The sequence below is a fragment of the Cellulosimicrobium sp. TH-20 genome, from assembly GCF_002105775.1.
Taxonomy (GTDB): Bacteria; Actinomycetota; Actinomycetes; order Actinomycetales; family Cellulomonadaceae; genus Cellulosimicrobium; species Cellulosimicrobium funkei.
In genome coordinates this window covers 2,414,235-2,438,017 of the sequence record NZ_CP020857.1, presented here as the reverse complement: position 1 = coordinate 2,438,017, position 23,783 = coordinate 2,414,235, and the positions used below count along the sequence as shown (strand labels likewise).

Genomic DNA, 23,783 nt, shown 5'->3' with positions numbered 1-23,783 from the left:
ACGTCACTCTCTGCTGGTGCGGGTCGTGAGGCCGGCGCGGGGCCGGTCGGGAGGGGTCGGGGGTGGTCGTCGAGCGGGCCCGCCGCGGGCGGGGAGACCGCGGGGCTCACGTGCCGAGCACCCGTGACAGGTAGCGCGCGACCGCGCGCACCGCCGCGATGGTGCCGGGGTAGTCCATGCGGGTCGGCCCGATCGAGCCGACGAGCGCGACCGTGTCACCGTCGTTACCGTAACCGGTCGTCACGACGGAGGTCTCCGCGAGGCCCTCGAGCTGGGTCTCGCGACCGATCCGGACGCTCACGCCCGACTCGGCGGCCATCTCGGTGAGCAGCCCGAGCAGGACGACCTGCTCCTCGAGCGCCTCGAGGACGGGGCGCAGCGCGTGCTCGAACCGCATGCCCGCGCGCGCGAGGTTCGCCGTGCCCGCGAGGACGAGGCGCTCCTCGCTCTCCTCCGCGAGCGTCTGGGCGACGAGGTCGCCCACCGCGCGGACGAGCGGGGCGTCGTCGGGGTGGAAGCTCTCGGTCACGGCGGCGAGGCCGGGCGCGAGGTCCGTGAGGCGCTTGCCCGCGGCCGCGGCGTTGAGCCGCGCGCGCACCTCGACGAGCGTGCCCTCGTCCGGCAGGCTCGCGACCTCGAGCGTGCGCTGCTCGACGCGACCCGTGTCCGTGATGATGACGACGAGGAGCCGCGACTCGCCGACGGGCACGAGCTCGAGGTGGCGCAGGCCCGACCGGCTCAGCGACGGGTACTGCACGACGGCGACCTGGCCGGTGAGCTGGGCGAGCAGGCGCCCGGCGCGCGCGATGACGTCGTCGAGGTCCACGCCCTCGGACAGGAAGGTCTCGATGGCGCGCTTCTCCGGCGCGGACAGCGGCTTGACGCCCGAGAGGCGGTCCACGAAGAGCCGGTATCCCTTGTCCGTCGGGATCCGGCCCGCGGACGTGTGCGGCTGGGCGATGTACCCCGCGTCCTCGAGAGCCGCCATGTCGTTGCGGATCGTGGCGGGCGAGACGCCGAGGCTGTGGCGCTCGGTGAGCACGCGCGAACCCACGGGCTCGCGCGTGAGGACGTAGTCCTCGACGATGGCCCGCAGCACCTCGAGCCGGCGCTCCTCGCTCACGTCCACCTCCCGCGTGCCGCACCGTCGCCGCCCGGGCGGGCGTGCGGGAGTCGGCACTCTCGACCTCCGAGTGCCAATCCTACGCGTCCGCGCGGCCCGTCCGGCGGTCCTCCGCTCGTCGCGAACGCAGGTCAAGGAGGCCGACGACGAGCGCGACCGCGACGAGGCCGATCGTCACCAGGAGCGCCCGCCCGGTCGCGTCCGCGGCCGAGTCGCCGCTCGCGAGCCCGCCGTAGTAGACGGACAGGACCACGGAGATCCCGACGGCCGACCCGATGCGCTGACCGAGCTGCAGCATGCTGCCCGCCACCCCGGCCCGGCTCACCGGCACCTCGGACAGCGTGAGCGTCTGGTTCGGCGCGATGACCGTCCCGCTGCCCGCGCCCGCGACGAGCAGAGCGACCGCGAGCGCCGGGCCGACGGCGCCCGGGTCGTCCCCGAGCGTGCGCACGACGACCTCCGCCGCGACCACCCCCACGAGCACGAGCACGACGCCGCCGACGACGAGCTCGCGGCCCCAGCGCGCGACCCAGCGGCCCGAGAACCACGCCGACACGCCCGACGCGACCGCGAACGGCGTGCCGACGAGCCCTGCCTGGAGCGGCGTGTACCCCAGCTCGTCCTGGAGGTAGAGCGTGACGACGAGGAAGATGCCCGTGAACCCGGCGAAGTACGCGAGGCCGAGCAGCGCGCCGTTGCGGAAGGACCCGAGCCCCACGACCTGCGGGTCGAGCACGGCCTCGCCCGTGCGCCGCTGGTAGCGCCGCTCCCACCCGACGGCGGCCACCACGGCGGCCGCTGCCGGCACGAGCCACCACCAGCGCGACGCGTCGTCGCCGCGGCCGGTCGTCGTGACGAACGGCATCATCACGCCGAGGGTCGCGGCGCCGAGCAGGCCCAGCCCGACGAGGTCCAGCCGGCGCGGCCCGCGCGCCGCGCCCGAGCCGGTGCGCGGCGGCCCGGGCACGAGGCGCCACGCGAAGGGCAGGAGCACGGCGACGACGGGGATGTTCACGAGGAACACCCACCGCCACCCCGTCTCCGGGCCCGCCGCGGCGATGATGAGCCCGCCCAGCAGGGGCCCGAGCGCCGTCGAGACGCCGATGGTCGCGCCGAACATGCCGAACGCGCGCCCGCGCTCGTACCCGCGGAACTGCTGCTGGATGAGACCGACGACCTGCGGGTTGAGGACGCCCGCGCTCACGCCCTGGAGCAGGCGCGCGACGCCGAGCCACGTGTCGGTCGGCGCGAGCCCGGACGCGAGGCTCATGAGCGCGAAGCCCACGAGGCCCGCGATGAAGAGCGGTCGTCGTGCGCCCGCGTCGCCCAGGCGCCCGGCGGGCACCAGCGCGAGCCCGAACGCGAGCGTGTAGCCGGCGACGACGAGCTGGAGCTGGGTCGGGCCCGCGTCGAGCGACGACTCGATCGACGGCAGGGCCACGTTGACGATCGACACGTCGAGCGTCGTGATGAAGCCCACCGCGAGGCAGACCGGCAGCACGCGCCAGCGGTTCGGGTCCGGCTCCGCGCGCTGCTGGCTCATCGGTCCGTGGTACCACCCCGCGCCGGGGGCGCGCGCGCCGGGAGCCGCCGTGCGCGGCCGGGCCGGGCGCCCGGGACCTCCCCGCGGGAGGCCGATCCCGCGACGCACGGGGCGATCTCGGTGGTGAGCGGCAGACGCTGGCCTAGGGTGACGCCGTGTCCTTCGACCGCTACGGCTCCGACGTCCTCGGCGGCACGCCCGCCCCCACCCACCACCGCGCGCGGCCCGTGTCGCGCCCGCAGCCCGCGGAGCGCGGCCTCGTCGTCGAGGAGGTGCAGACCGGGTGGGTCGGGGCCGTGGTCCGGGTCGAGAAGTCGGGCGGGATGCACGTCGTCGTGCTCGAGGACCGCGCGGGCCGGACCCGCACGTTCCCGCTCGGGCCGGGCTTCTGGGTCGACGGCGCGCCCGTCGAGCTCACCCCGCCCGTCACCTCCCGCGCCCCCGCCGCGCCGACGCGCACGGCCTCGGGCTCGCGGGCCGTCGTCGGGCAGCGGGCGCGCGTCGCGCGCGGGAGCCGCATCTGGGTCGAGGGCAAGCACGACGCCGAGCTCGTCGAGAAGGTGTGGGGCGACGACCTGCGCGTGGAGGGGGTCGTCGTCGAGCCGCTGCACGGCGTCGACGACCTCGCGGCGGCGCTCGCGGACTTCGGCCCGACGCCGCAGCGTCGCGTGGGCGTGCTCGTGGACCACCTCGTGCCCGGCAGCAAGGAGCGGCGGATCGCCGACGAGGCGCTGCGGCGGTCGCCCGCGGGCACGGTGCTCGTGCTCGGGCACCCGTACGTCGACGTCTGGCAGGCGGTGAAGCCGGCCCGGATCGGCCTCGAGCGGTGGCCCGTGATCGAGCGCGGCACGGAGTGGAAGCGCGGGATCCTGCGCGAGCTCGGCTGGCCGGCGCAGACCGCGGAGGACGTCGGCCGCGCGTGGCAGCGCATCCTCGGCACGGTGCGCACCTACGCCGACCTGGAGCCGTCGCTGCTCGGGCGGGTCGAGGAGCTCATCGACTTCGTCACCGCGCCCTGACCGGTCGCGGGCGCCCGGGACCCACCGCGCTCGAGACGCACCGCGCCCCGGTACCGACAGGCGGCACCGGGGCGCGGCGAGGGTTGCAGCCGGATGTCAGGCGGCGGGCACGCCGCCCGTGAGACGGCGGTAGGCGTAGCCGACGGCGACGTAGCTCAGCGGGAGCGTCACGAAGAGCCCGAGACCGCACGGGATCGCGCCGAGGATGTTGATCCCGACGAGGGCGAGCAGGAGCAGGAACACCTGCCCGAAGTTCTTCGCGACGAGCGAGAAGCTCGTGCGGATCGCCGTGATCGCGTCGACGCCCTGGTCGAGCGCGACGTAGTACACGAACGCCGAGAACAGCAGCATCGCGAGCCCGGGCAGGACGCACAGGAAGAACCCGATGCCGGACAGGATGCCGACGATGAGCGCCGCGAGCAGCACGTTGAGCACGTTGCCGATGCGGAAGAACGCGGCGACGTCGGGTCGACGCCCGTCCACCTCGTCGAGCGCGCCGCGCGTGAAGAACGCGGTGATGAGGTAGCCGATGGCGGTGCCGACGATCGCGAGCAGCGCCCTCGTGAAGGTGAGGCCGCCGAGGGCCGCGAAGTTCGTGTCGGAGTAGTCGAACTGGTCCTGGAGCTGGTCGAACCCGCCCGTGATCCAGCTCCACGCGATGTTGACGGCGAGGAAGATCAGCGCGACGAGGATCCACGGCCCCAGGTTCGACGTGACGCGGCGCCACCCGTAGGAGATCGCGTCGCCGACGCCGAACGCCGGGCCCGCGTAGCCGGGCTGGCCCCCGTACCCTCCGGCGGCGCCCGGGTACGACCCGGGCGGCGGCGGGTACCCCCGGCGGGAGGCGGGTATCCGCCGGCGGGCGGCGGGTACGCACCGGACGGGGGCGGGTACGCGCCCGACGGGGGCGTCGCCGGTCCCCCGGCCGCGCCGTCCGGCGCACCGGCCGGGGCGCCGTAGGCACCCGGCGCCCCGTACGCGGGCGTGCCCGACGGCGGTGCGGCCGGGTCGTGCGGCGCTCCCCCGCCCGGGCCGTACGGCGAGGCGGGCGGGACGTCGCCCCCGGACGGGGCGGCGTCGGGCCGGTCGGGTCCGGGACCGGACGGTGGCGTGGCGTCCGGTCGCGGACCGCCCGCGCCGTCGGCGGGGGTGTGCTCGTCGTCGCGGGGCGGCTCGCCGCCCGGGTTCGTGGGGTCCGTCATCGTGCACCTCGTTCCTCGTCGTCACGTGCTGCGGGCTGCACGCTCCGTCGACGTGCTGGGTCCACCTTGGCGGTTCCCGGCGCGGACCGCGCGGCGAGCACCGCGGCCGTCGCACGGCGGCGAGCAGGGTGGTGCCGCCAAGGGGCCTCGTCACCGCGGGGCGCGCCCGGGTCGCGGTGGACCCGGGCCGACGTCACTCGTCCGTGATCGTCCGGACGACCGTGTCCGCGAGCAGCCGCCCCCGCAGGGTGAGCACCGCACGACCGGCGACCGCTGCGCGGCCGTCGAGCAGCCCGTTCGCGACGAGCCCGGCGACGGCGTGGCGTCCCGCCGGGGAGAGGACCGCGAGGTCGAGTCCCTCGCGCAGCCGCACGCCGAGCATCGCCTGCTCGAGCCGGCCCTCCGTGCGCGTGAGGAGCTCGCGCCCCGCCGCGGGGCTCGTGCCCGCCTCGAGCAGCGCCGCGTACCGACGGGGGTGCTTGACGTTCCACCACCGCACGCCGACGCGGGCGTCCTCGGGCGACGCCCCCGCGGGCTCGGTACCGGCCGCCGCGACGTAGGAGTGCGCGCCGGGCCCGATCCCCCACCAGTCGTCGCCGCGCCAGTACGCGAGGTTGTGGCGGCAGCGGTCCGCGTCGGTACGGGCCCAGTTGCTCACCTCGTACCAGGTGAGGCCCGCCGCCGTGAGCAGCTCGTCGGCGAGCTCGTACTTCGTGGCCTGGTCGTCCTCGCTCGGCAGCGCGACCTCCCCGCGCCGCACCTGGGCGGCCATCTTCGTCCCCGCCTCCACGACGAGCGCGTACGCGGACACGTGGTCGACGCCGGTCGCGAGCGCGGCCTCGAGGCTCGCCCGCCAGTCGCCGAGGCTCTCCCCCGGCGTGCCGTAGATGAGGTCGAGCGAGACCTGGAGGCCGGCGTCGCGCGCCCAGCGCACGACGTCCGGGATGCGGCGCGGGTCGTGCGTGCGCTCGAGCGTCGCGAGCACGTGCGGCACGGCGGACTGCATGCCGAACGACACGCGCGTGAACCCGGCGGCCGCGAGCTCGGCGAGCGACGCGGGCGTCACGGAGTCCGGGTTCGCCTCCGTCGTCACCTCGGCGTCCGGGGCGAGCCCCCACGCGTCGCGCACGCCGCCGAGCAGGCGGACGAGGTCCCCGGCCGGCAGGAGCGTGGGCGTGCCGCCGCCGACGAAGACGGTCGAGACGGGCCGCTCGGGCAGCCCGGCGTCGTGCAGCACGCGCGCGGCGAGGTCGATCTCGCGCAGCGCCGTGCTCGCGTACGACGCCTGGCTCGCGCCCCCGCCCAGCTCGGACGCCGTGTAGGTGTTGAAGTCGCAGTACCCGCACCGCACCGAGCAGAACGGGACGTGCAGGTAGACGCCGAACCCGCGGGTCGCGGGCACGGTGCCGCCCGCGCCTCCCGCGACCCAGGAGGGCAGCGAGCCGTCGGGCGGGACCGGCTCGCCCTCGGGCAGCGCCGGGCTCACTTCTTCGACTTGTCCTTGGCGTCCTTGCCGCCCGCGGCGTCGGAGGAGAGCGCGGCGATGAAGGCGTCCTTCGGGACCTCGACGGACCCGATGTTCTTCATGCGCTTCTTGCCCTCCTTCTGCTTCTCGAGCAGCTTGCGCTTGCGGCTGATGTCACCGCCGTAGCACTTCGCGAGGACGTCCTTGCGCATGGCGCGCACCGTCTCGCGGGCGATGACGCGCGCGCCGACGGCCGCCTGGATCGGCACCTCGAACTGCTGGCGCGGGATGATCTCCTTGAGCTTCGCCGTCATCATGACGCCGTAGTCGTACGCCTTGTCCTTGTGCACGATCGCGCTGAACGCGTCCACCTGCTCGCCCTGGAGCAGGATGTCGACCTTGACGAGGTCGGCGACCTGGTCGCCCGACGGCTCGTAGTCGAGCGAGGCGTAGCCGCGCGTGCGGGACTTGAGCTGGTCGAAGAAGTCGAACACGATCTCGGCGAGCGGGAGCGTGAAGCGCAGCTCGACCCGGTCCTCGGACAGGTAGTCCATGCCGAGCATCTGGCCGCGACGGTCGTTGCACAGCCCCATCACGGTGCCCACGAACTCGCTCGGCGCGAGGATCGTCGCGCGCACGACCGGCTCGCTGACCTGCTTGATCTTGCCGCCGGGGAACTCCGACGGGTTCGTCACGTTGACGAGCGTCCCGTCCTCGAGCGTCACGTCGTAGACGACGTTCGGCGCGGTCGAGATGAGGTCGAGGTCGAACTCGCGCTCGAGGCGCTCGCGCACGATCTCCAGGTGCAGCAGGCCGAGGAACCCGACGCGGAAGCCGAAGCCGAGCGCGACCGACGTCTCCGGCTCGTAGTTGAGCGCGGCGTCGTTGAGCTTGAGCTTGTCGAGCGCGTCGCGCAGGACCGGGTAGTCGGTCCCGTCGATCGGGTACAGGCCCGAGAAGACCATGGGCTTCGGGTCGGAGTAGCCGCCGAGCGCGTCGGCGGCGGGCTTCGCCGCGTTCGTCACGGTGTCGCCGACCTTCGACTGGCGCACGTCCTTGACGCCCGTGATGAGGTAGCCGACCTCCCCGACGCCGAGGCCCTTCGTGACGATCGGCTCCGGCGAGATGACGCCGATCTCGAGCAGCTCGTGCGTCGCTCGGGTCGACATCATGACGATGCGCTCGCGCGGGTTGAGGTTGCCGTCGACGACGCGCACGTACGTCACGACGCCGCGGTAGGTGTCGTAGACCGAGTCGAAGATCATGGCGCGCGCCGGGGCGTCGGCGTCGCCGACCGGCGCGGGCACGCGCTCGACGATGCGGTCGAGCAGCGCCTCGACGCCGGCGCCCGTCTTGCCGGAGACCTTGAGCACGTCGTCCGGGTCGCCGCCCACGAGGTTCGCGAGCTCCTCCGCGTACTTCTCGGGCTGGGCCGCCGGGAGGTCGATCTTGTTGAGCACGGGGATGATCTCGAGCTCGTTCTCCATCGCGAGGTACAGGTTCGCGAGGGTCTGCGCCTCGATGCCCTGCGCCGCGTCGACGAGCAGCACCGCGCCCTCGCACGCCGCGAGCGACCGCGAGACCTCGTACGTGAAGTCGACGTGCCCCGGGGTGTCGATCATGTTGAGCGCGTGCGGCGTCTCCACGCCGTCCGCCACGACGGCCCACGGCATGCGGACCGCCTGCGACTTGATCGTGATGCCGCGCTCGCGCTCGATGTCCATGCGGTCGAGATACTGCGCGCGCATGGCGCGCGGCTCGACGACACCGGTGAGCTGCAGCATGCGGTCGGCCAGGGTCGACTTGCCGTGGTCGATGTGCGCGATGATGCAGAAGTTCCGGATCAGCTCGGGCGGCGTGGCCGCGGGCTGGATGCGGGTGCTCAGCTGGGCGCTGGGGATCGGGGACAACGCGGGTGCGCTCCTGGGAGTGGCGTGCGGGTCGGGGCCGCGCGCTCGGGGGCGGCGCGCCGACGGTCGCTCTCGGGCGGGCGGGAACGACCATTGTCCCACGTCCGGCGTCGGGCACCCGCCCGCCCTGCGGGGCACCGCGAGCCGACCTAGCGTGGAGGACCGGCCGGCCGCACCGGGCCGACCGGCGACGAGAGGAGCGCTCATGGCCCAGGACACCGAGCACCGCACCTCCGGCGGCCCCGAGGGGCGCCGCGTGCTGGCGATCGTGACCAACTACGGCGTCGAGCAGGACGAGCTCGTGGTCCCGCTCGAGCACCTGCGCGGCGAGGGGGTGCAGGTCGACGTCGCGGCCACGTCCGCCGACGACGTGCAGACCCTCGTGGGCGACAAGGACCCCGGCCGCACCGTCACCCCGAACCTCACGCACTCCGACGCCGACCCTGCCGAGTACGACCTGCTGCTCGTGCCGGGCGGGACGATCAACGCCGACGCGCTGCGCCTCCAGGACGACGCCGTAAGCCTCGTGCGCGCGTTCACGGCCGCCGGCAAGCCGGTCGCGGCGATCTGCCACGGCCCGTGGGCGCTCGTCGAGGCGGCCGCCGTCGAGGGCAAGACCCTCACGAGCTACGCCTCGCTCGAGACGGACGTGCTCAACGCGGGCGGCGCCTGGGTCGACCGGTCCGTCGTGCGCGACGACGAGGGGTACACGCTCGTCACGTCGCGCGACCCCGGCGACCTCGACGACTTCCTGCGCGAGGTGGACGCCGTCCTGGCCGGGTGACGTGCACCGTCCGGGCGGACACACGTCCGCCCGGTAGGGTGCGCGCGTGGCACGCAACCGATGGCTGGGACTTCTGACCGACGCGGCGCGCGCCGTGGTCTCCGGGCTTACGCGCTCGCAGGGCGCGGGGCAGGGCGGCGCGCGCCAGGGCACCGCGGCGACGCGGGCCCCGGGGCGGGAGCGGACGCCGTCGGGCCGCGGCCCCGCCGACCGCACGCCGTCGCCGCGGCCCGGCCCACGCCCCGGTGCTGCAGGTCCTCGACCCCGCCCCGCGGCGGGCGGGCGACCGGGCCCGGCCGGGACGACCGGCGGTCGAGGTGCTGCCACGGGCGCGTACCCGGGCGACTTCGAGGGCGCGGTGCGTGCGCGGTACGCGCCGCGGCCGGACGGCGACCCGGACCCCGGCGAGATCGTGTGGACGTGGGTCCCGTTCGAGGAGGACCACTCGCAGGGCAAGGACCGGCCCGTGCTGCTCGTCGGGTCGGACGGCGCGTGGCTCCTCGGCGTGATGCTCACGAGCAAGGACCACTCGCGCGACGTCCGGGACGAGGCGCGCTGGGGCCGGTACTGGCTCGACATCGGGTCGGGCCCGTGGGACGCGAAGGGGCGCGACAGCGAGGTCCGGCTGGACCGCGTGGTGCGCGTCGACCCGGCCGCTGTGCGCCGCGAGGGTGCCGTCGTCGGGCGCGACGTCTTCGACCGCGTGGTCGAGGGGATCTCGCGGCACCGCTGAGGCGGTGGTCCCGGCTCTCGCGCGAGCCTCGGGGCCGCGCGAGGCGCCGCTCCGGCGTCCGCACGAGCGATTAGGGTCACGGCCGGACCGCTGGTAGTCTTGATGGCTGCGTGTCCGCCCAGGTCGGCGGGCACAGCTCCAGCACCTCTCCACGGGTTCCCCACCCCAGTCCCGGAGCTGGAGTCGCCCTCTACGACCTATCCGCTCGCTCCGGCGAACAGAACCAGAAAGTCCACACGTGGCCAACATCAAGTCCCAGATCAAGCGCATCCGCACGAACGAGAAGGCTCGTCTGCGCAACAAGGCAGTCAAGTCCGAGCTCAAGACGTACGTGCGCCGCGTGCGCGAGGCCGTCGCCGCGGGCGACAAGGACGCGGCGACCACCGCGCTCCAGGCGGCGTCCCGCAAGCTCGACAAGGCCGTCTCGAAGGGCGTCATCCACGCGAACCAGGCCGCGAACCGCAAGTCGGCCATCGCGAAGTCCGTCAACGCTCTCTGAGCGCACGGTTCGCCCGCGGTGTCGTGACACGCTGATCGTCGCGACGCTCGCACAGGTTTCCCACGAGGGGCGCCGACCCGCACGGGTCGGCGCCCCTCGTGCGTCCGGTGTCGCGCGCCTCGTCCTGGCCGTCGACACCGCGCGGGACCGGGTCCCGGTCGGAGCCCGCCACCGACGCCGCCGTGCCGAGCCGGGACCCCGAGCCCGGGACCTGAGCGGGCGGCTGCCTGGTCAGCGGCCGTGGGCCCGCGCGATCGTCAGCACGGCCCGCTCGACGGCGAACACCGGGTCACGCCCCGCGCCCTTGACCTCGGCGTCGGCCTGCGCGACGGCGCTGATCGCGGTCGCGAGCCCTTCCGGGGTCCAGCCCGCGAGCTCGCGGCGCGCGCGGTCGACCTGCCAGGGCGCGAGCCCCAGGTCCTTGGCCGCCACCCCGCCACGGCCACGCATCGCGCCGACCTTCGCGAGGGCGCGGAGCTTCATCGCCAGGGCCGCGACGAGCGGCACCGGGTCCGCGCCCGTCGCGAGCGCGTGCCGCAGGAGCGCCACGGCCTCCCCCGCGTTCCCCGCGATCGCGGCGTCCGCGACCCGGAACCCGGTCGCCTCGACCCGGCCGCCGTAGTACCGGTCCACCACGGCCTCGCTCACGGTGCCGTCGGTGTCCGTGACGAGCTGGCTGCAGGCGGCCGCCAGCTCCCGCAGGTCGTTGCCGAGGGCCTCGACGAGAGCCCGCACGCCCGACGCGTCGATGCGTCGACGGGCCCTGCGGAACTCGGCGTTGACGAACGCCACCTTGTCGGAGTCCTTCTTGATCGCCTCCACCGCGACGACGGGCGCGCCGCTCCCCTTGATCGCGTCGAGCATGCGCTTGCCCCGCACGCCGCCCCCGTGCACGACGACGACCGTCGTCGCCGGGTCGGCGACCGGCACGTAGTCCACGACGTCCGCGACGAGCGCGTCCGTCGCCGACTCGGCGCCCTCGACGACGACCACCTTCGCCTCGCCGAACAGCGACGGGCTCGCCGCCACCGCGAGCATCCCGGCCTGGTACGTCGCGGCCTCGATCGTCACCTTCTCGACCTCGGGGTCGCGCTCTCGCGCCAGGTCGACGATCGCGTCGACGGCACGCTCCGCGAGGAGCGACTCGGGCCCCTGGACGAGCACCACGGGCGCGAGCCGGACGTCGTCCCACGCGAGGGACGGGCCGGCGGACGGACGGGCGGTGCGGGTCGGCGCGGGCATGGCCCAAGCCTGCCACGAGCCGCCCACCGGCAGTGCCGGTCGACGCACCCCGAGGCTGCGGTCCGCGACCCTCGCAGGAGTTCCGGCGACGCCGCACCGATGACGCCCTGGCGTCAGGGGCGCCCTGCCACCGGGCACCGGGGCACCGGGGCACCGGATGCTCGGCCGCTCGGGTGCCCGTGCGGGGGCGCGCTCGGGCGCGGTCATCCGCATCCCGCGGCGGAGAGGACGTCGTCGCGCACGACGAGCGCCACGGTGCCGCACGCGTCGGTCCGCAGCACGGTAGCCCCGACCCCGCGGTAGAGGTCGAGCGCCCGGTCGGTGGGGTGGCCGTAGGTGTTCTCGCCCGAGCTGACGAGCGCGACGGTCGGTGCCAGGACACGCGCGAGCCGGTCGGACTGGGTGGCCGAGCCGTGGTGCGCGACCTTGACGACGTCGACCGGGCCCGTGCCCCGCTCGCCCAGGGTCCGCGCGAGCGCCGCCTGCCCCGCGTCCTCCAGGTCGCCCAGCGCGACGACGTCCAGTCCCGCCACCCGGACGAGGAGCGCCACGCTCGCGTCGTTCGCGTCGCCCGGTCCGGCCTGCAGCACCTCCCACGAGGCGCCGTCGTCGACGCGCTCGCCGGATCCGCCGACACCCGCAGCGCCGACTGAGTCCGCCGTGCCCGTCGCGCCCGTCTCCCCGGGCCGCGCGACCTGTGCCGGGACGCCCGCGTCCGCGAGGTCCCCGAGCACGCGCTCGGCCTGCCCCGCGGGCTCCGCCGTGGGGCTCACGAGCGCGCGCTCGACCTCCCGGCCGCGGAGCACCGCCTCCAGGCCGCCGACGTGGTCCGCGTGGAAGTGGCTGAGGACGAGCAGGTCGACCCGCTCGACCCCGAGGTCGTCCAGGCACGACCCCGCTGCGGCGCCCGCGGGCCCGACGTCCACGACCACCGCGGCGCGCGGGCCCGAGCGCACGACGAGCGCGTCGCCCTGCCCGACGTCGCACGCCACGACCGCCCAGTCCGCGGGGACCGGCCCCGCGGTCACACCGAGCGGCCGGAGCACCACGACGAGCAGGACGGGCACCGCCAGGACCACGACGACCACGGCCGCGAGGCGCGCACGGGGCCGGGCTCTCGCCCGCGGAGCGAGGGCGGGGTGCGCGCCGTCGGCCCGTCCGAACGGCCCGGCGTCGGGGCGTGACGACCGGGTGACGCGACGCCACTCCCCGGCGAGGCGCGCCCGCAGGGACGGCGACGTCGCGCGACGCAGCGTGCGGCGCTCCCCCGCGTCCTGCAGGGCGCGCGAGCGGAGGACCACGGCGAGCCCGACGGCAGTCAGCGCGGCGAGCAGCGCGGCTCCTCCGAGACCTCCCGGCCAGGGCGCCCGTGCGCCGGGCGTGGCAGCGAAGACCTGGGCGACGCCCGCGATCCAGCCCGTGAAGAGCCCCGCCGTCCAGGCGAGCGCGGTCGCGGCACCAGGCCACCACGGCGCGACGAGCGTCGCGAGGACGCCGAGCACCGTCGCCGGACCCAGCGCCGGTGCGGCCAGGAGGTTCGCCGGGACGGACCACGTGCTCACGCTCGGGTCGAGCAGGACGACGATCGGGGCGCACGCCGCCTGCGCTGCCACCGGGACGGCGAGGACGTGCGCGGCGGTCCGTCCGCACCATGGTGCCAGCCGGCGGGCGATCGGCGCCGTGAGCAGGGCCAGCCCGGCGGTCGCGGCGACGGAGAGGACGAAGCCGTACGACCGCGCCAGCCACGGGTCGACGACCAGGAGCACGACCACGGCGGCCCCGAGCGCCGCCACCGCGCGCGACGGGCGCCCGAGCGCGATGCCGAGGACGCCGACCACCCCCATCGCCGCCGCTCTCAGCACGCTCGGTTCCGGGTGGACCAGCGCGACGAACCCGACCATCGCCGCACCCGTGACGACGACGCGGACGGCTCGCGTCGCCCGCAGCAGGACGCACAGTGCCGCGACGCACGCGACGACGATGACGAAGTGGCCGCCGGACACGGCCGTGACGTGCGTGAGCGACGTGGTGCGCATCGCCTCGTCGAGCTCCGGGTCCAGCCGCGAGGTGTCCCCCACGGCCACCCCCGGCACGAGCCCGCGCGCCTGCGGGCTGAGCCCGTCCGTCGCGTCGAGCAGGCTCTGCCGCATGGCGTGCACACCCTGCAGGAACCGCCCGGGGTCGTCGACGACGCGTGGCGCGCCGTCCGTGCGCAGGAACGTCCGGTCCCCCTGCACGTCGAGCCGGCCGGTGACCACGACGGCCGCCCCGTACGCAAGGTCGGTCCACCCGTCCCCTGTCCCGGACACGACGACGGGCCCCGCCGCCGGGACGGTCGCGCCGCGTGCGGTGACCTGGTCGACCGCCACCCGCACCTCGTGCCGGTCGGCCGACCCCGACCACGGGTCGGTCCGCGGCTCGACGGCGGAGCGCACCGTCCCGGCGAGGGTCGCCGTCGCGCGCTCGTCGGCCAGCGAGGCGAGCGGAGCCCGCGCGGCGAGCTGGGCCCCGCCCGAGAGGAGGACGGCGGCCACGCACGCGAGGACGAGCGCCACCTGCCCGAGCACGCGCACGCCGACCGATGACCCGGTCCTCGGCCCGACCGGCCGACCGTCCTGCGGCTGGGCGGGTACACCGAGCCGCGGGCCGTCCGACCGGCGGGGGCCCGCACCGGTCGCCGGGCCAGAGGGCACGGTGACGACGCCCCCGCCGAGACCCGCGTCGGACACCCCGGGGAAGGTCGCCCCGCGACGCAGCGCGACGAGGCCGGCGACGAGCACGCAGCACAGCACGACGGCCGTGGCACGCGCCGCGTGCAGCGCGTCCGCCGCCGACGCACCTACGGCGACGAACGCGGTGGCCCACGCCGCGAGCGCCGCCGGGACGAGCCGGAGGTCGGTCACACGCGCACGAGGTCGCGCACGTCCTCGAGCACGGCGGGGCCGATACCGCTGACCTCCCCCAGCTCGTCGACGGCGGTGAACGGCCCGTTCTCGTCGCGCCACGCGACGATGCGCTCGGCGAGCACAGGACCGATGCCTGGCAGCGTGTCGAGGGCGGCGGCGTCGGCGGCGTTGAGGTCGACGATCGCGCCACCCGCACCCCCGCCACCGGTGGCGGCCGCCCCCGGGGAGGCGGGTGGCGGTGCGGCGACCGCCTCGCCGGGGCGGGGGACGTGGATCTGCTCGCCGTCGGTCACGGCGCGCGCGAGGTTGAGAGCGGCGAGGTCGGCGTCGGGGGTCGCTCCCCCGGCCGCGTCGAGCGCGTCGGCGACTCGGGCGTCCGTCGCGACGGTGACGAGGCCCGGCGCTGCCACCTGCCCGACGACGTGCACGACGACCCCGCCCGACGTCCCCGCCGCTGCTGCGTCCGGATCGGGAGCGGACTCCCCCGCGCCGTCGACGGCGGCACCACCCGCCGCGGCGGGCGACGCGTCCGAACCGGCCGGGGCGCCGTCACCGGCCGCAGCGGCCGCGGCGGGGGCGTCCACGCGCGCCACAGGCTCGACGCCTCCGGCCGGCGCCCGCAGCACGGCGACGCCGACCGCGACGAGCAGCACCACGACGAGCGCGGTGACCGCGGTCCGCGGCCGCAGCGCCCACCGCCTGCCGCCCTCCTCGGCGAGGTCGCCGAACCCGGAGTGCGCCGTCGGGTGCCCGTGCGCGGCCGTGTACGCGCTCGCGGCCGTCTGCGCCGCGCGCCGCCGCAGGCGAGCCACCTCTCCGTCCGCCTCGACGTCCTCGTCTCCGTCCACGGTGGCGGCGGGCACCTCGTCGTCGGACCGCGCCGTCCCCCCGAGGGTGGCGGGACCGACGGCCTCGTCAGCCTCCGGCACCTCGGACGGCGGGGACGGCAGAGACGGCACGGACGGCGCACGCTCCTCCGGCTCCGGCCGCGACGGCAGCCACCCGTCGGCGCCGGACGACCCGGGGTCGCCCGGCGCTCCAGGACGCCGGTGCCAGGACGGGACGGCGTCCGACGCAGGGACGTCCGACGCAGGGACGTCCACCGCCTCGCGCGGCTCCCACGACCACCGCTCGCCTCGCACCGGGCTCGTCTCCGGCGGGTCGACCCGGGGCAGCGCGGCGGTCGCCGGGTGCCACGCGAGGGCAGGCCGCCCGGACCCGGCGACCGCCCGCAGGCGTTGCCGGACGACGGCGCCGTCCCTCCCGGGGTCGCGGCCGGGGCGGGCGTGCTGGCGGGGCTCGTGCCGAGGTGTGCTCACGCCGTGGACGCTAGGGCGGGGGTGCCACGCCCTGCCGGCGCCTCGAGCCGGGCTGTGGAGGGGACGACGAGGCGCCCGGCTTGTGCACGGCCACGCGCTTAGGGGCCGCGCGGTCGGCACCTCAGGTCGTCGTCGAGAGGTCCCCTGCCCCGGAGCCGCGGTCGGCGAGGTCCGCGACCACGACGGCGAGCACGCCCGGGCCGACGTGCGCCCCGAGCACCGCGCTCACCGGCGTCACGACGACGTCCAGGCCGGTGCGCTCGGTGAGCGTCACCGCGAGCCGGTCGGCGCCGTCGTCGTCCCCGACGTGGTGGACCGCGAGCGCGGGCCGCACGCGTCGGTCCGCCGACTCCACGGCGACCGTCGTGAGCCGCTCGACGGCGGCCGACCGGGTCCGGACCTTCTGCACGACGTCGATCCTGCCGTCACGCACCGCCAGCAGCGGGCGGACACCGAGCACCGTCCCGAGCGCGGCCGAGGCCGCGCTGAGACGGCCACCGCGGCGCAGGTGGTCGAGCGAGTCGACGAGGAAGACGGCACGGCTCGCGTCGGCGACCTCGATCGCCCGCCGCGCGACGACGTCCGACCCCGCCCCGGCTGCCGCGGCCGCCGCCGCCTCGCGCGCGGCGAAGCCGAGCCCCATCGCGACGGTCCGCGAGTCCACCACCCGCACGGGGACCGGGGCGTCGGCGGCCGCGAGCGCCGCCGCGTGCACCGTCCCCGACAGCTGCCCCGAGAGGTGCACGGAGACGATCTCGCGCGCGCCGACCGCGGCCGCCGCGGCGTACGCCTCGCCGAACGCACGCGGCGTCGGCTGCGAGGTGGTCACCCGGTGGCCGGCCTGGAGGTGCGCCGCGACGTCCTCGGCGGTGAGGCCGACGCCCTCCAGGTGCGACTCGTCGTCGACGATCACGTGCAGGGGGACGGCGCGCAGCCGCTCGTCGGGCCCGTCGGGCAGGGAGGCTGTGGAGTCGGTGACGACGTGGACGCGGTGGTCGGTCATGGCCGCGCCACCTTACGGCGACCACGCGTCGTCGCGCACCCCGGCCGCGCAGGGACGCGACCGGCCCGCGACACCGGAGCGGCGCCGGGGGCCGGTGGCCGGTGCGTCAGGCCGAGGTGGCCGCGACTCCCGCGGGCACGGCCTGCTCCGCAGGGCGCGCCGCGGGCCGCTCCGCGGCGAGCCGGCGGTAGGACGCGTGGTCGGCGTACAGCTCGTCGCGCAGCGGGTTGCGACGCCGCGAGACGATCACGTACGCCTGGTAGACCGCGACGGCGACGTTCGCGAGGAGCGAGACGAGGCTCACCACGAAGAGCGCCGTCGGGTCGTGGGAGGACTGCACCGCGAACGGCGAGTCGGAGACAAACGCCGGGACGGCCATGGTGAACATCATCCAGAACGCGAGGGTGTGGGCACGGTGCTGGAGCCAAGCCCCCTTGCGCAGGAAGAAGGCGGGGATGGTGCACGAGATCAGCAGGGCGGCACCGGCATAGAACGCGTGGTCACCGACGCAGTTGTAGACGTAGGCGAAGTTCCAGAGGTCGTAGGCGATGATCCAGAACCACATCATGTCGGGCCAGATCATGTCCTGGAACCGGTCACGGGTCACGAAGATCCCGACCCACCCGCAGATGGTGACGAGGTTGAGGATGCCGGCGACCCCGTTCATGACGTTCCACGGGCCGCCCACCATGACGACGCCGTCGACCACGCCGTCCATCCCCGTGACCTGGAAGTCCCGGATGACGGCCTCGAGGATGTTGAGCCCGAGGATCGCGGGCGGGAACAGCAGGGCGTACCGCATGGCGCGCAGCCGAGGGCTGTAGCGCAGGAGCATGAAGCCGATGCAGCCCGCGAGGGCCGAGTAGACCTTGACCCAGTGGAACCACGTCCCGGTCGAGGAGCCGGCGCCCGCCGTCTGCGGCCAGACGAAGATCGTCAGCGCCACGGGCAGGACCACGAAGATGCCGACGGCGGCGGTCTTCGACCAGCGCACGAGCTCGTTGAGCGCGATGAGCGCGGCCAGCACGACGAACCACATGACTGCTGCCTGCCACGGGATCGAGTCGAACAAGAACATGTCGTCTTCTCCTGGGGGACGACCGGGCGGCCCACGCCGCCCGGGACGGTGCGCGCTCGGAGGGCTTCCGGGTCCCGGCGCGCCGGAGGACCCGGGATCACCCGTCCGAGGAGCTCTCCTCGTCCAGGTGCAGCGTCTGGCGCACGATCGTCGCGAGGGCCGCGTCGTCCACGTCCGGGGAGTTCCGGACGAGTCCGACCAGCCCGTAGACGAGCACGTAGAACGTCTCCGCGACGTGCGCGATCCGGACGCGGTGCCGTGCCGCGTAGGCCTCGACCGTGGTTGCCTCGAGGCACGCGACGACCGCGCGGACGGCGCGGTCGAGGAACCGGTCGTAGAGCCCGCCGTTCTCGGGGCGCCGGAGGTCGTCGCGCAGCGGGTCGATCGCGCGCAGGTAGGTGCGGAACATCGCCACGCAGTCGACGAGCGCGGTGTCGATGTCGCCCGTCTCGCGAGCGGCGTCCCAGGCGCGGACGGCCGCGGTGAACTCCTCCACGTACTCGTCGAGCACGGCGTCGACGAGCGCGTCCTTGTCCGCGAAGTAGTAGTAGACGAGCCCGCGCGCCACGCCGGCGCGCTCCGCCACGTCCGTGGTGGACGTCTTCGCGATGCCTCGCTCGACGAAGAGCTCACGGGCGGCGCGGACGATCTCCTCGGCCCGCACCTCGGGTGCGGACCGGCGTCGCCGCGTCGGTGTCGTCGCGCTCATGGACGCTCCTTCATCAGGGGGACGTCTTCACGCTAGGGTCGCTATTGACAGACCGTCAATAAAGCCGAGCGCCGCGGGGACGAAAGTCCCCGAAGGTCGTGACGACCGTCCGGGCGCGGCCGGGCGGCCGCCCGCGCCGCGCCCTAGGATCCGAGGCATGGGCGACGACGCACCGACCGACCCGGAGATCCTGGCGCTGCGCGCGGCCGCCGCGCAGGCCGCCGCGGAGGCGGCCGAGGCACGCGCCGCCGCGGCGCGGGCGGCGCTCGAGGCCGCCGAGGCGGCGGCGCGCGGCGACGCCCCCGAGCCGGACGCCCCCGCTCCCCCGGCCTCCGCTCCCTCGACCGACGCGACCCCTGCCGACGCGCCGCCCGGGGACGCTCCCGCGGCCGAGCCGTCCCCGACGGACGCACCACCGGAGCCGGCGCCGACCGGCCCCGCCCGGGACGCACCGTCGCCCCCCGGCGACGGGTACGCCGCGCAGGTGGCGGCGGGCTACGCGTACGCCGGCGGCACGCTCCCGCTCGGTGCGCTGCTGGAGGGTACGGAGGGCGGCGACCCGTCCCCCCGCGCCGACGTCCAGGTCGGGTTCGCGCTCTCGATGCTCAACCGGCACGGGCTCGTGGCGGGCGCGACGGGCACCGGCAAGACGAAGACGCTCCAGGGCATGGCGGAGGGCCTGTCGGCGGCGGGCGTCCCCGTGTTCCTCGCCGACGTCAAGGGCGACCTGTCGGGGCTCGCCGTGCCGGGCACGTCGTCCGCGAAGATCGTGGAGCGCGCGGCGTCGATCGGCCAGGACTGGAGCCCGACGGCGTACCCCGTCGAGGTGTACTCGCTCGGCGGCCTCGGCACCGGGGTGCCGATCCGGACGACGGTCGCGGACTTCGGCCCGCTCCTGCTCGCCAAGGTGCTCGGCCTCAACGAGACGCAGGAGTCGAGCCTCGGGCTCATCTTCCACTGGGCCGATGCGCAGGGCCTCGCGCTGCTGGACCTCAAGGACCTCCAGGCCACCATCGCGTACCTGACGTCCGACGAGGGCAAGGCCGAGCTCCGGGGCATCGGCGGCGTGTCGGGCGCGACGGCCGGCGTGATCCTGCGCGAGATCGTCGCGCTGCAGGCGCAGGGTGCGTACGTGTTCTTCGGCGAGCCGGCGTTCGCGACGTCGGAGCTGCTGCGCACGACGCCCGACGGGCGGGGCGTCGTCTCCGCGCTCGAGCTCCCCGCGGTGCAGGACCGCCCGGCGCTGTTCTCCACCTTCCTCATGTGGCTGCTCGCCGACCTCTTCCAGGAGCTGCCCGAGGTGGGCGACGTCGAGAAGCCGCGGCTCGTGTTCTTCTTCGACGAGGCGCACCTGCTGTTCACGGGCGCGTCGAAGGAGTTCCTCCAGCAGGTGGTGCAGACGGTGCGCCTCGTGCGGTCCAAGGGCGTCGGCGTGTTCTTCGTGACGCAGAGCCCGAAGGACGTCCCCGCCGACGTGCTCGCGCAGCTCGGGAACCGCGTCCAGCACGCGCTGCGCGCCTTCACGCCCGACGACGCCGCGGCCCTGCGCGCCGCGGTGCGCACCTACCCCACGTCGCCGTACGACCTCGAGCGGCTGCTCCAGTCGCTGGGGACGGGCGAGGCCGTCGTCACGGTGCTCACCGAGAAGGGCGCGCCCGCCCCGGTGGCGTGGACACGGGTCCGTGCGCCGCAGTCGTCGATGGATCCCGCGCCGGCGTCCGTGCTCGACGGCATCGTGGCGGCGTCGCCCGCGACGGCCCGGTACGGCACCGCCGTCGACGCCGAGTCCGCGTTCGAGCTCCTCCAGGTGCGCGTCCAGGAGCAGGCGGCGGCGCGCGCCGCCGCCGACGCGGCCGAGGCCGAGGCGGCCGCGCAGGAGAAGGCGGCGAAAAAAGCCGCCCAGGAGGCCGAGCGCGAGGCGAAGAAGGAGCAGGCCGAGCTGGAGAAGATGCGGGCGAAGCTCGAGCGCGAGGCCGCGACGGGGCGCTCGCCCTCGTCCGGGTCCTCCCGGTCGCGGTCGTCGAGCCCGCTCGACTCGTTCCTCCGCTCGGCGGGCGCCCAGCTCGGCCGCGAGCTCACCCGCACCATCTTCGGCACCCGCCGCCGCTGACCCCCACCCAGTGGGTGCGGGAGACCGTCGCGCCAGGACCGGTCCAGCGCGGCCGTCTCGACCCGTGAGTGCCGGAGATCGTCGCGTCCGGCTGTCCGGGACGCGACGATCTCCTGCACTCAGCGAACGAGGTCAGACGACGATGTTGACCAGCTTCGGGGCGCGGACGATCACCTTGCGGACCTCGGCGCCGTCGATCGCGCGCACGACGTTCGGCTCGGCGAGCGCGGCGGCCGTGAGGTCCTCCTCCGAGATCGACGGCGGCACCTCGATCCGCCCGCGGACCTTGCCCTTGACCTGCACGATGCACGTCACGGTGTCCTCGACGAGGTAGCGCTCGTCCGCCGTCGGGAAGGGCTCGTGCGCGAGCGAGCGCTCGTGTCCCAGGCGCTCCCACAGCTCCTCCGCGATGTGCGGCGCGACGGGCGCGGTCATGAGCACGAGCGGCTCGACGGCCTCGCGCGGCACGCGGTCGAGCGACGTGAGGTGGTTGTTCAGCGTGATGAGCTTCGCGATGGCCGTGTTGGGGCGCATGTGCTCCATCTCGACGCGGACGTCCGCGATCGCCCGGTGCACGGCGCGCAGCGTCTCGGGCGACGCCGGCTCGTCGACGACCGTCACCTCGCCCGTCTCCTCGGAGACGACGTTGCGCCACAGACGCTGCAGGAACCGCTGCGACCCGACGACGGCGCGCGTCTCCCACGGGCGCGACAGGTCCAGCGGGCCCATCGACATCTCGTACACGCGGAACGTGTCGGCGCCGTACTCGGCGTACATCTCGTCGGGCGTGACGACGTTCTTGAGCGACTTGCCCATCTTCCCGTACTCGCGCTGCACGACCTCGCCGTTCCAGCGGTACACGACCTCGCCCGAGCCGTCGGGCGCGGGCTCCTCCGTGACCTCGGTGGCGGGCACGTACTGGCCGCGCGCGTCGGTGAAGGCGTACGCCTGGACGTAGCCCTGGTTGAACAGCTTGTGGAACGGCTCGACGCTCGACACGTGGCCCAGGTCGTAGAGGACCTTGTGCCAGAACCGCGCGTACAGCAGGTGCAGCACGGCGTGCTCGACACCGCCGACGTACAGGTCCACGCCCCCGGCGCGGCCCGCGCTCGGGTTGTGCTCCGGGCCCATCCAGTAGCGCTCGAGCTCGGGGTCGACGACCGTGTCCTGGTCGCCGCCGTCCCACTGCGGGTCGAGGTAGCGCAGGTAGTACCAGCACGACCCGGCCCAGTTGGGCATCGTGTTCGTGTCGCGGCGGTACTGCTTCGGCCCGTCGCCGAGGTCGAGCGTGACGTTGACCCACTCGTCGTTGCGGCCCAGCGGCGCCTCGGGCGACGAGTCGGCGTCGTCCGCGTCGAACGTGCGCGGCGCGTAGTCGGGGACGTCCGGCAGGTCGACGGGCAGCAGAGCGTCGGGGATCGCGACGGGCTGGTCGTTCTCGTCCCAGACGATGGGGAACGGCTCGCCCCAGTAGCGCTGGCGGCTGAACAGCCAGTCGCGCAGGCGGTACGTCGTCGTGCCCTCGCCGATGCCCTTGCCCACGAGCCACTCGGTGATGCGGCGCTTCGCCTCGGGCACGTCGAGCCCGTCGAGCGAGATCTCGTCGTTCGCCGAGCCGACGACCACGCCGTCGCCCGTGTACGGGCCCGTGAAGTCCTCCGGCAGCCCGTCCGCGGGCTCGACCGTGCGCACGACCGGCAGCCCGAACGCCTCGGCGAACGCGAAGTCGCGCTCGTCGCCGCCGGGGACGGCCATGATCGCGCCCGTGCCGTAGCCCATGAGCACGTAGTCGGCGGTGAAGACCGGGATCGCCTGGCCGTTCACGGGGTTCACCGCGAGGTGCCCCGTGAACACGCCCGTCTTCTTGCCGGCGTCGGCCTGGCGCTCGACAGCGGTCTTCGCGGCGGCCTCGCGGCGGTACGCCGCGACGGCCTCGACCGGCGAGCGGTGCCCGCCCGTCCACGCGCTCGACGTGCCGTCCGGCCAGTGCGCCGGGACCTCGTCGAGCAGCGGGTGCTCGGGCGAGACGACCATGAACGTCGCGCCGAACAGCGTGTCCGGGCGCGTCGTGAAGACCTCGACCTCCGCGCCGGACTCCGCCGCGGCGTCGTTCGCCCCGTCGGGCGTGCCGAGCACGGCGAACCGCACGAGCGCGCCCTCGCTGCGACCGATCCAGTTGCGCTGCATCGCCGTGACCTTCTCGGGCCAGTCGATGAGGTCCAGGTCGTCCGCGAGGCGGTCGGCGTACGCGGTGATGCGCATCTTCCACTGGCGCAGGCTGCGCTGGAACACGGGGAAGTTCCCGCGCTCCGAGCGGCCGTCGGCGGTGACCTCCTCGTTCGCGAGGACCGTGCCCAGGCCGGGGGCCCAGTTCACGGGCGACTCGTCCACGTACGCGAGGCGCTGCGCGTCGACGACGGCGCGGCGCTGCTGGGGCGTGAGCGTCGCCCAGCCGGCCCCCTCCTCGACGCCCTCGACGCCGCCCGGCACCGGCCGGGCACCGGACGCGAGCTCGGCCTCGAGCTCGGCGATGCGGCGCGCGCGGCCACGACCACCGTCGGGGCGCAGGGCCTCGGGGTCGTACCAGGAGTCGAAGATCTGCAGGAAGATCCACTGCGTCCAGCGCACATACTCGGGGTCGATCGTCGCGAACGTGCGGCGCGAGTCGTGCGCGAGCCCGAGGCGGCGCAGCTGCCGGCGCATGTTGGCGATGTTCGCCTCGGTGGTCACGCGCGGGTGCTGCCCCGTCTGCACCGCGTACTGCTCGGCGGGCAGGCCGAACGCGTCGTAGCCGAGGGCGTGCAGCACGTTCTCGCCGCGCATGCGCCGGAACCGGCCCACGACGTCCGTCGCGATGTACCCGAGGGGGTGCCCCACGTGCAGGCCCGCGCCCGACGGGTACGGGAACATGTCCATGATGAAGTACGGGCTCGCGCCCTCGGGGCCGTCGCCCTCGCCGTCCGTCAGGTCGCCCGTGGGGTTCGCGGCCCAGAACGTGCCGCGCTGCTCCCAGAGCTCCTGCCACTTGAGCTCGATCTGCTCCGCGAGCGCCGGCGTGTAGCGGTGGGCGGGGCCGCCCGCGGCGGGGGCGTCCGGGGCGTGCGGGATCGAGGTCGTGTCAGGCGTGGTCACCCGGCC

17 protein-coding genes are annotated in these 23,783 nt (G+C 75.2%); 5 read left to right on the top strand and 12 right to left on the bottom strand.

Going from position 1 to position 23,783, the window contains the following annotated elements; genetic code table 11:
- Positions 1–106: 106 nt before the first annotated feature.
- Together hrcA and B8281_RS10705 are read right to left on the bottom strand one after the other, a co-directional pair.
- Positions 107–1,123: a heat-inducible transcriptional repressor HrcA gene (hrcA, locus tag B8281_RS10710; RefSeq protein WP_021482687.1), complete on the bottom strand. Its 1,017-nt coding sequence runs from the start codon at positions 1,121–1,123 to the stop codon at positions 107–109.
- A 79-nt stretch (positions 1,124–1,202) separates the two neighbouring features.
- Positions 1,203–2,666: an MFS transporter gene (locus B8281_RS10705; protein WP_085387702.1), complete on the bottom strand. Its 1,464-nt coding sequence runs from the start codon at positions 2,664–2,666 to the stop codon at positions 1,203–1,205.
- 155 nt (positions 2,667–2,821) lie between these two features.
- On the opposite strand from B8281_RS10705, the gene B8281_RS10700 reads away from it, so the two are divergent.
- Complete coding sequence (locus B8281_RS10700; protein ID WP_085387701.1) at positions 2,822–3,685, top strand: DUF3097 domain-containing protein; 864 nt, start codon at positions 2,822–2,824, stop codon at positions 3,683–3,685.
- Positions 3,686–3,781: 96 nt separating this feature from the next.
- Here B8281_RS10700 and B8281_RS10695 read toward each other — a convergent pair whose 3' ends face one another.
- The 3 genes from B8281_RS10695 to lepA all read right to left on the bottom strand — a co-directional run bounded on the left by B8281_RS10695 (position 3,782) and on the right by lepA (position 8,262).
- Positions 3,782–4,894 carry a hypothetical protein gene (locus B8281_RS10695; RefSeq protein ID WP_157446617.1) on the bottom strand — a complete coding sequence of 371 codons (1,113 nt, stop codon included), beginning with the start codon at positions 4,892–4,894 and terminating at the stop codon, positions 3,782–3,784.
- Positions 4,895–5,080: 186 nt separating this feature from the next.
- The gene (hemW, locus tag B8281_RS10690; protein WP_085387699.1) at positions 5,081–6,373 is read right to left on the bottom strand and encodes a radical SAM family heme chaperone HemW; all 1,293 of its coding nucleotides are present in this window, start codon (positions 6,371–6,373) and stop codon (positions 5,081–5,083) included.
- Positions 6,370–8,262, bottom strand: coding sequence for a translation elongation factor 4 (gene lepA, locus B8281_RS10685; protein ID WP_021479819.1), 1,893 nt, complete (start codon positions 8,260–8,262; stop codon positions 6,370–6,372). Before lepA ends, hemW begins: the two co-directional genes overlap by 4 nt.
- Before the next feature lie 205 nt (positions 8,263–8,467).
- On the opposite strand from lepA, the gene B8281_RS10680 reads away from it, so the two are divergent.
- From B8281_RS10680 to rpsT, 3 genes are all read left to right on the top strand, one after another.
- Positions 8,468–9,046, top strand: coding sequence for a type 1 glutamine amidotransferase domain-containing protein (locus B8281_RS10680; protein ID WP_085387698.1), 579 nt, complete (start codon positions 8,468–8,470; stop codon positions 9,044–9,046).
- A 46-nt stretch (positions 9,047–9,092) separates the two neighbouring features.
- Positions 9,093–9,779: a type II toxin-antitoxin system PemK/MazF family toxin gene (locus B8281_RS10675; RefSeq protein ID WP_085387697.1), complete on the top strand. Its 687-nt coding sequence runs from the start codon at positions 9,093–9,095 to the stop codon at positions 9,777–9,779.
- Between the two features lie 238 nt (positions 9,780–10,017).
- On the top strand, positions 10,018–10,278 hold the full coding sequence (gene rpsT, locus B8281_RS10670) for a 30S ribosomal protein S20 (protein ID WP_043659362.1): 261 nt from the start codon (positions 10,018–10,020) through the stop codon (positions 10,276–10,278).
- 231 nt (positions 10,279–10,509) lie between these two features.
- On the opposite strand, the gene holA is transcribed toward rpsT, so the two are convergent.
- From holA to B8281_RS10640, 6 genes are all read right to left on the bottom strand, one after another.
- Positions 10,510–11,520: a DNA polymerase III subunit delta gene (gene holA / locus B8281_RS10665; RefSeq protein ID WP_085387696.1), complete on the bottom strand. Its 1,011-nt coding sequence runs from the start codon at positions 11,518–11,520 to the stop codon at positions 10,510–10,512.
- A gap of 203 nt (positions 11,521–11,723) precedes the next feature.
- The gene (locus B8281_RS10660) at positions 11,724–14,423 is read right to left on the bottom strand and encodes a ComEC/Rec2 family competence protein (RefSeq protein ID WP_085387695.1); all 2,700 of its coding nucleotides are present in this window, start codon (positions 14,421–14,423) and stop codon (positions 11,724–11,726) included.
- Positions 14,420–15,745: a helix-hairpin-helix domain-containing protein gene (locus tag B8281_RS19855; RefSeq protein ID WP_232322542.1), complete on the bottom strand. Its 1,326-nt coding sequence runs from the start codon at positions 15,743–15,745 to the stop codon at positions 14,420–14,422. The genes B8281_RS10660 and B8281_RS19855 overlap by 4 nt, the downstream gene beginning before the upstream one ends.
- 121 nt (positions 15,746–15,866) lie before the next feature.
- Positions 15,867–16,748: a DegV family protein gene (locus B8281_RS10650; RefSeq protein ID WP_085387694.1), complete on the bottom strand. Its 882-nt coding sequence runs from the start codon at positions 16,746–16,748 to the stop codon at positions 15,867–15,869.
- Between the two features lie 106 nt (positions 16,749–16,854).
- Positions 16,855–17,826 carry a DUF5692 family protein gene (locus B8281_RS10645; RefSeq protein WP_085387693.1) on the bottom strand — a complete coding sequence of 324 codons (972 nt, stop codon included), beginning with the start codon at positions 17,824–17,826 and terminating at the stop codon, positions 16,855–16,857.
- A gap of 97 nt (positions 17,827–17,923) precedes the next feature.
- Positions 17,924–18,535, bottom strand: a complete 612-nt coding sequence (locus B8281_RS10640) for a TetR/AcrR family transcriptional regulator (protein ID WP_043659968.1) — start codon at positions 18,533–18,535, stop codon at positions 17,924–17,926.
- A gap of 157 nt (positions 18,536–18,692) precedes the next feature.
- Between B8281_RS10640 and B8281_RS10635 the strand changes: the two genes are divergently transcribed.
- Positions 18,693–20,645, top strand: a complete 1,953-nt coding sequence (locus B8281_RS10635) for a helicase HerA-like domain-containing protein (RefSeq protein ID WP_085387692.1) — start codon at positions 18,693–18,695, stop codon at positions 20,643–20,645.
- Positions 20,646–20,777: 132 nt separating this feature from the next.
- Here the strand turns inward: B8281_RS10635 and leuS are convergent, their stop codons facing one another.
- A complete protein-coding gene (gene leuS / locus B8281_RS10630) occupies positions 20,778–23,777 on the bottom strand; it encodes a leucine--tRNA ligase (RefSeq protein ID WP_369824887.1) in 3,000 nt (999 codons plus the stop codon).
- Positions 23,778–23,783: the final 6 nt, after the last annotated feature.

What these genes read in the sequence shown, in the direction of transcription:
- B8281_RS10705 (WP_085387702.1), bottom strand. Translation starts at nt 2,666, where the DNA reads ATGAGCCAGCAGCGCGCGGAGCCGGACCCGAACCGCTGGCGCGTGCTG.
- B8281_RS10680 (WP_085387698.1), top strand. Translation starts at nt 8,468, where the DNA reads ATGGCCCAGGACACCGAGCACCGCACCTCCGGCGGCCCCGAGGGGCGC.
- holA (WP_085387696.1), bottom strand. Translation starts at nt 11,520, where the DNA reads ATGCCCGCGCCGACCCGCACCGCCCGTCCGTCCGCCGGCCCGTCCCTC.
- B8281_RS10650 (WP_085387694.1), bottom strand. Translation starts at nt 16,748, where the DNA reads ATGACCGACCACCGCGTCCACGTCGTCACCGACTCCACAGCCTCCCTG.
- B8281_RS10645 (WP_085387693.1), bottom strand. Translation starts at nt 17,826, where the DNA reads ATGTTCTTGTTCGACTCGATCCCGTGGCAGGCAGCAGTCATGTGGTTC.
- B8281_RS10640 (WP_043659968.1), bottom strand. Translation starts at nt 18,535, where the DNA reads ATGAGCGCGACGACACCGACGCGGCGACGCCGGTCCGCACCCGAGGTG.
- B8281_RS10635 (WP_085387692.1), top strand. Translation starts at nt 18,693, where the DNA reads ATGGGCGACGACGCACCGACCGACCCGGAGATCCTGGCGCTGCGCGCG.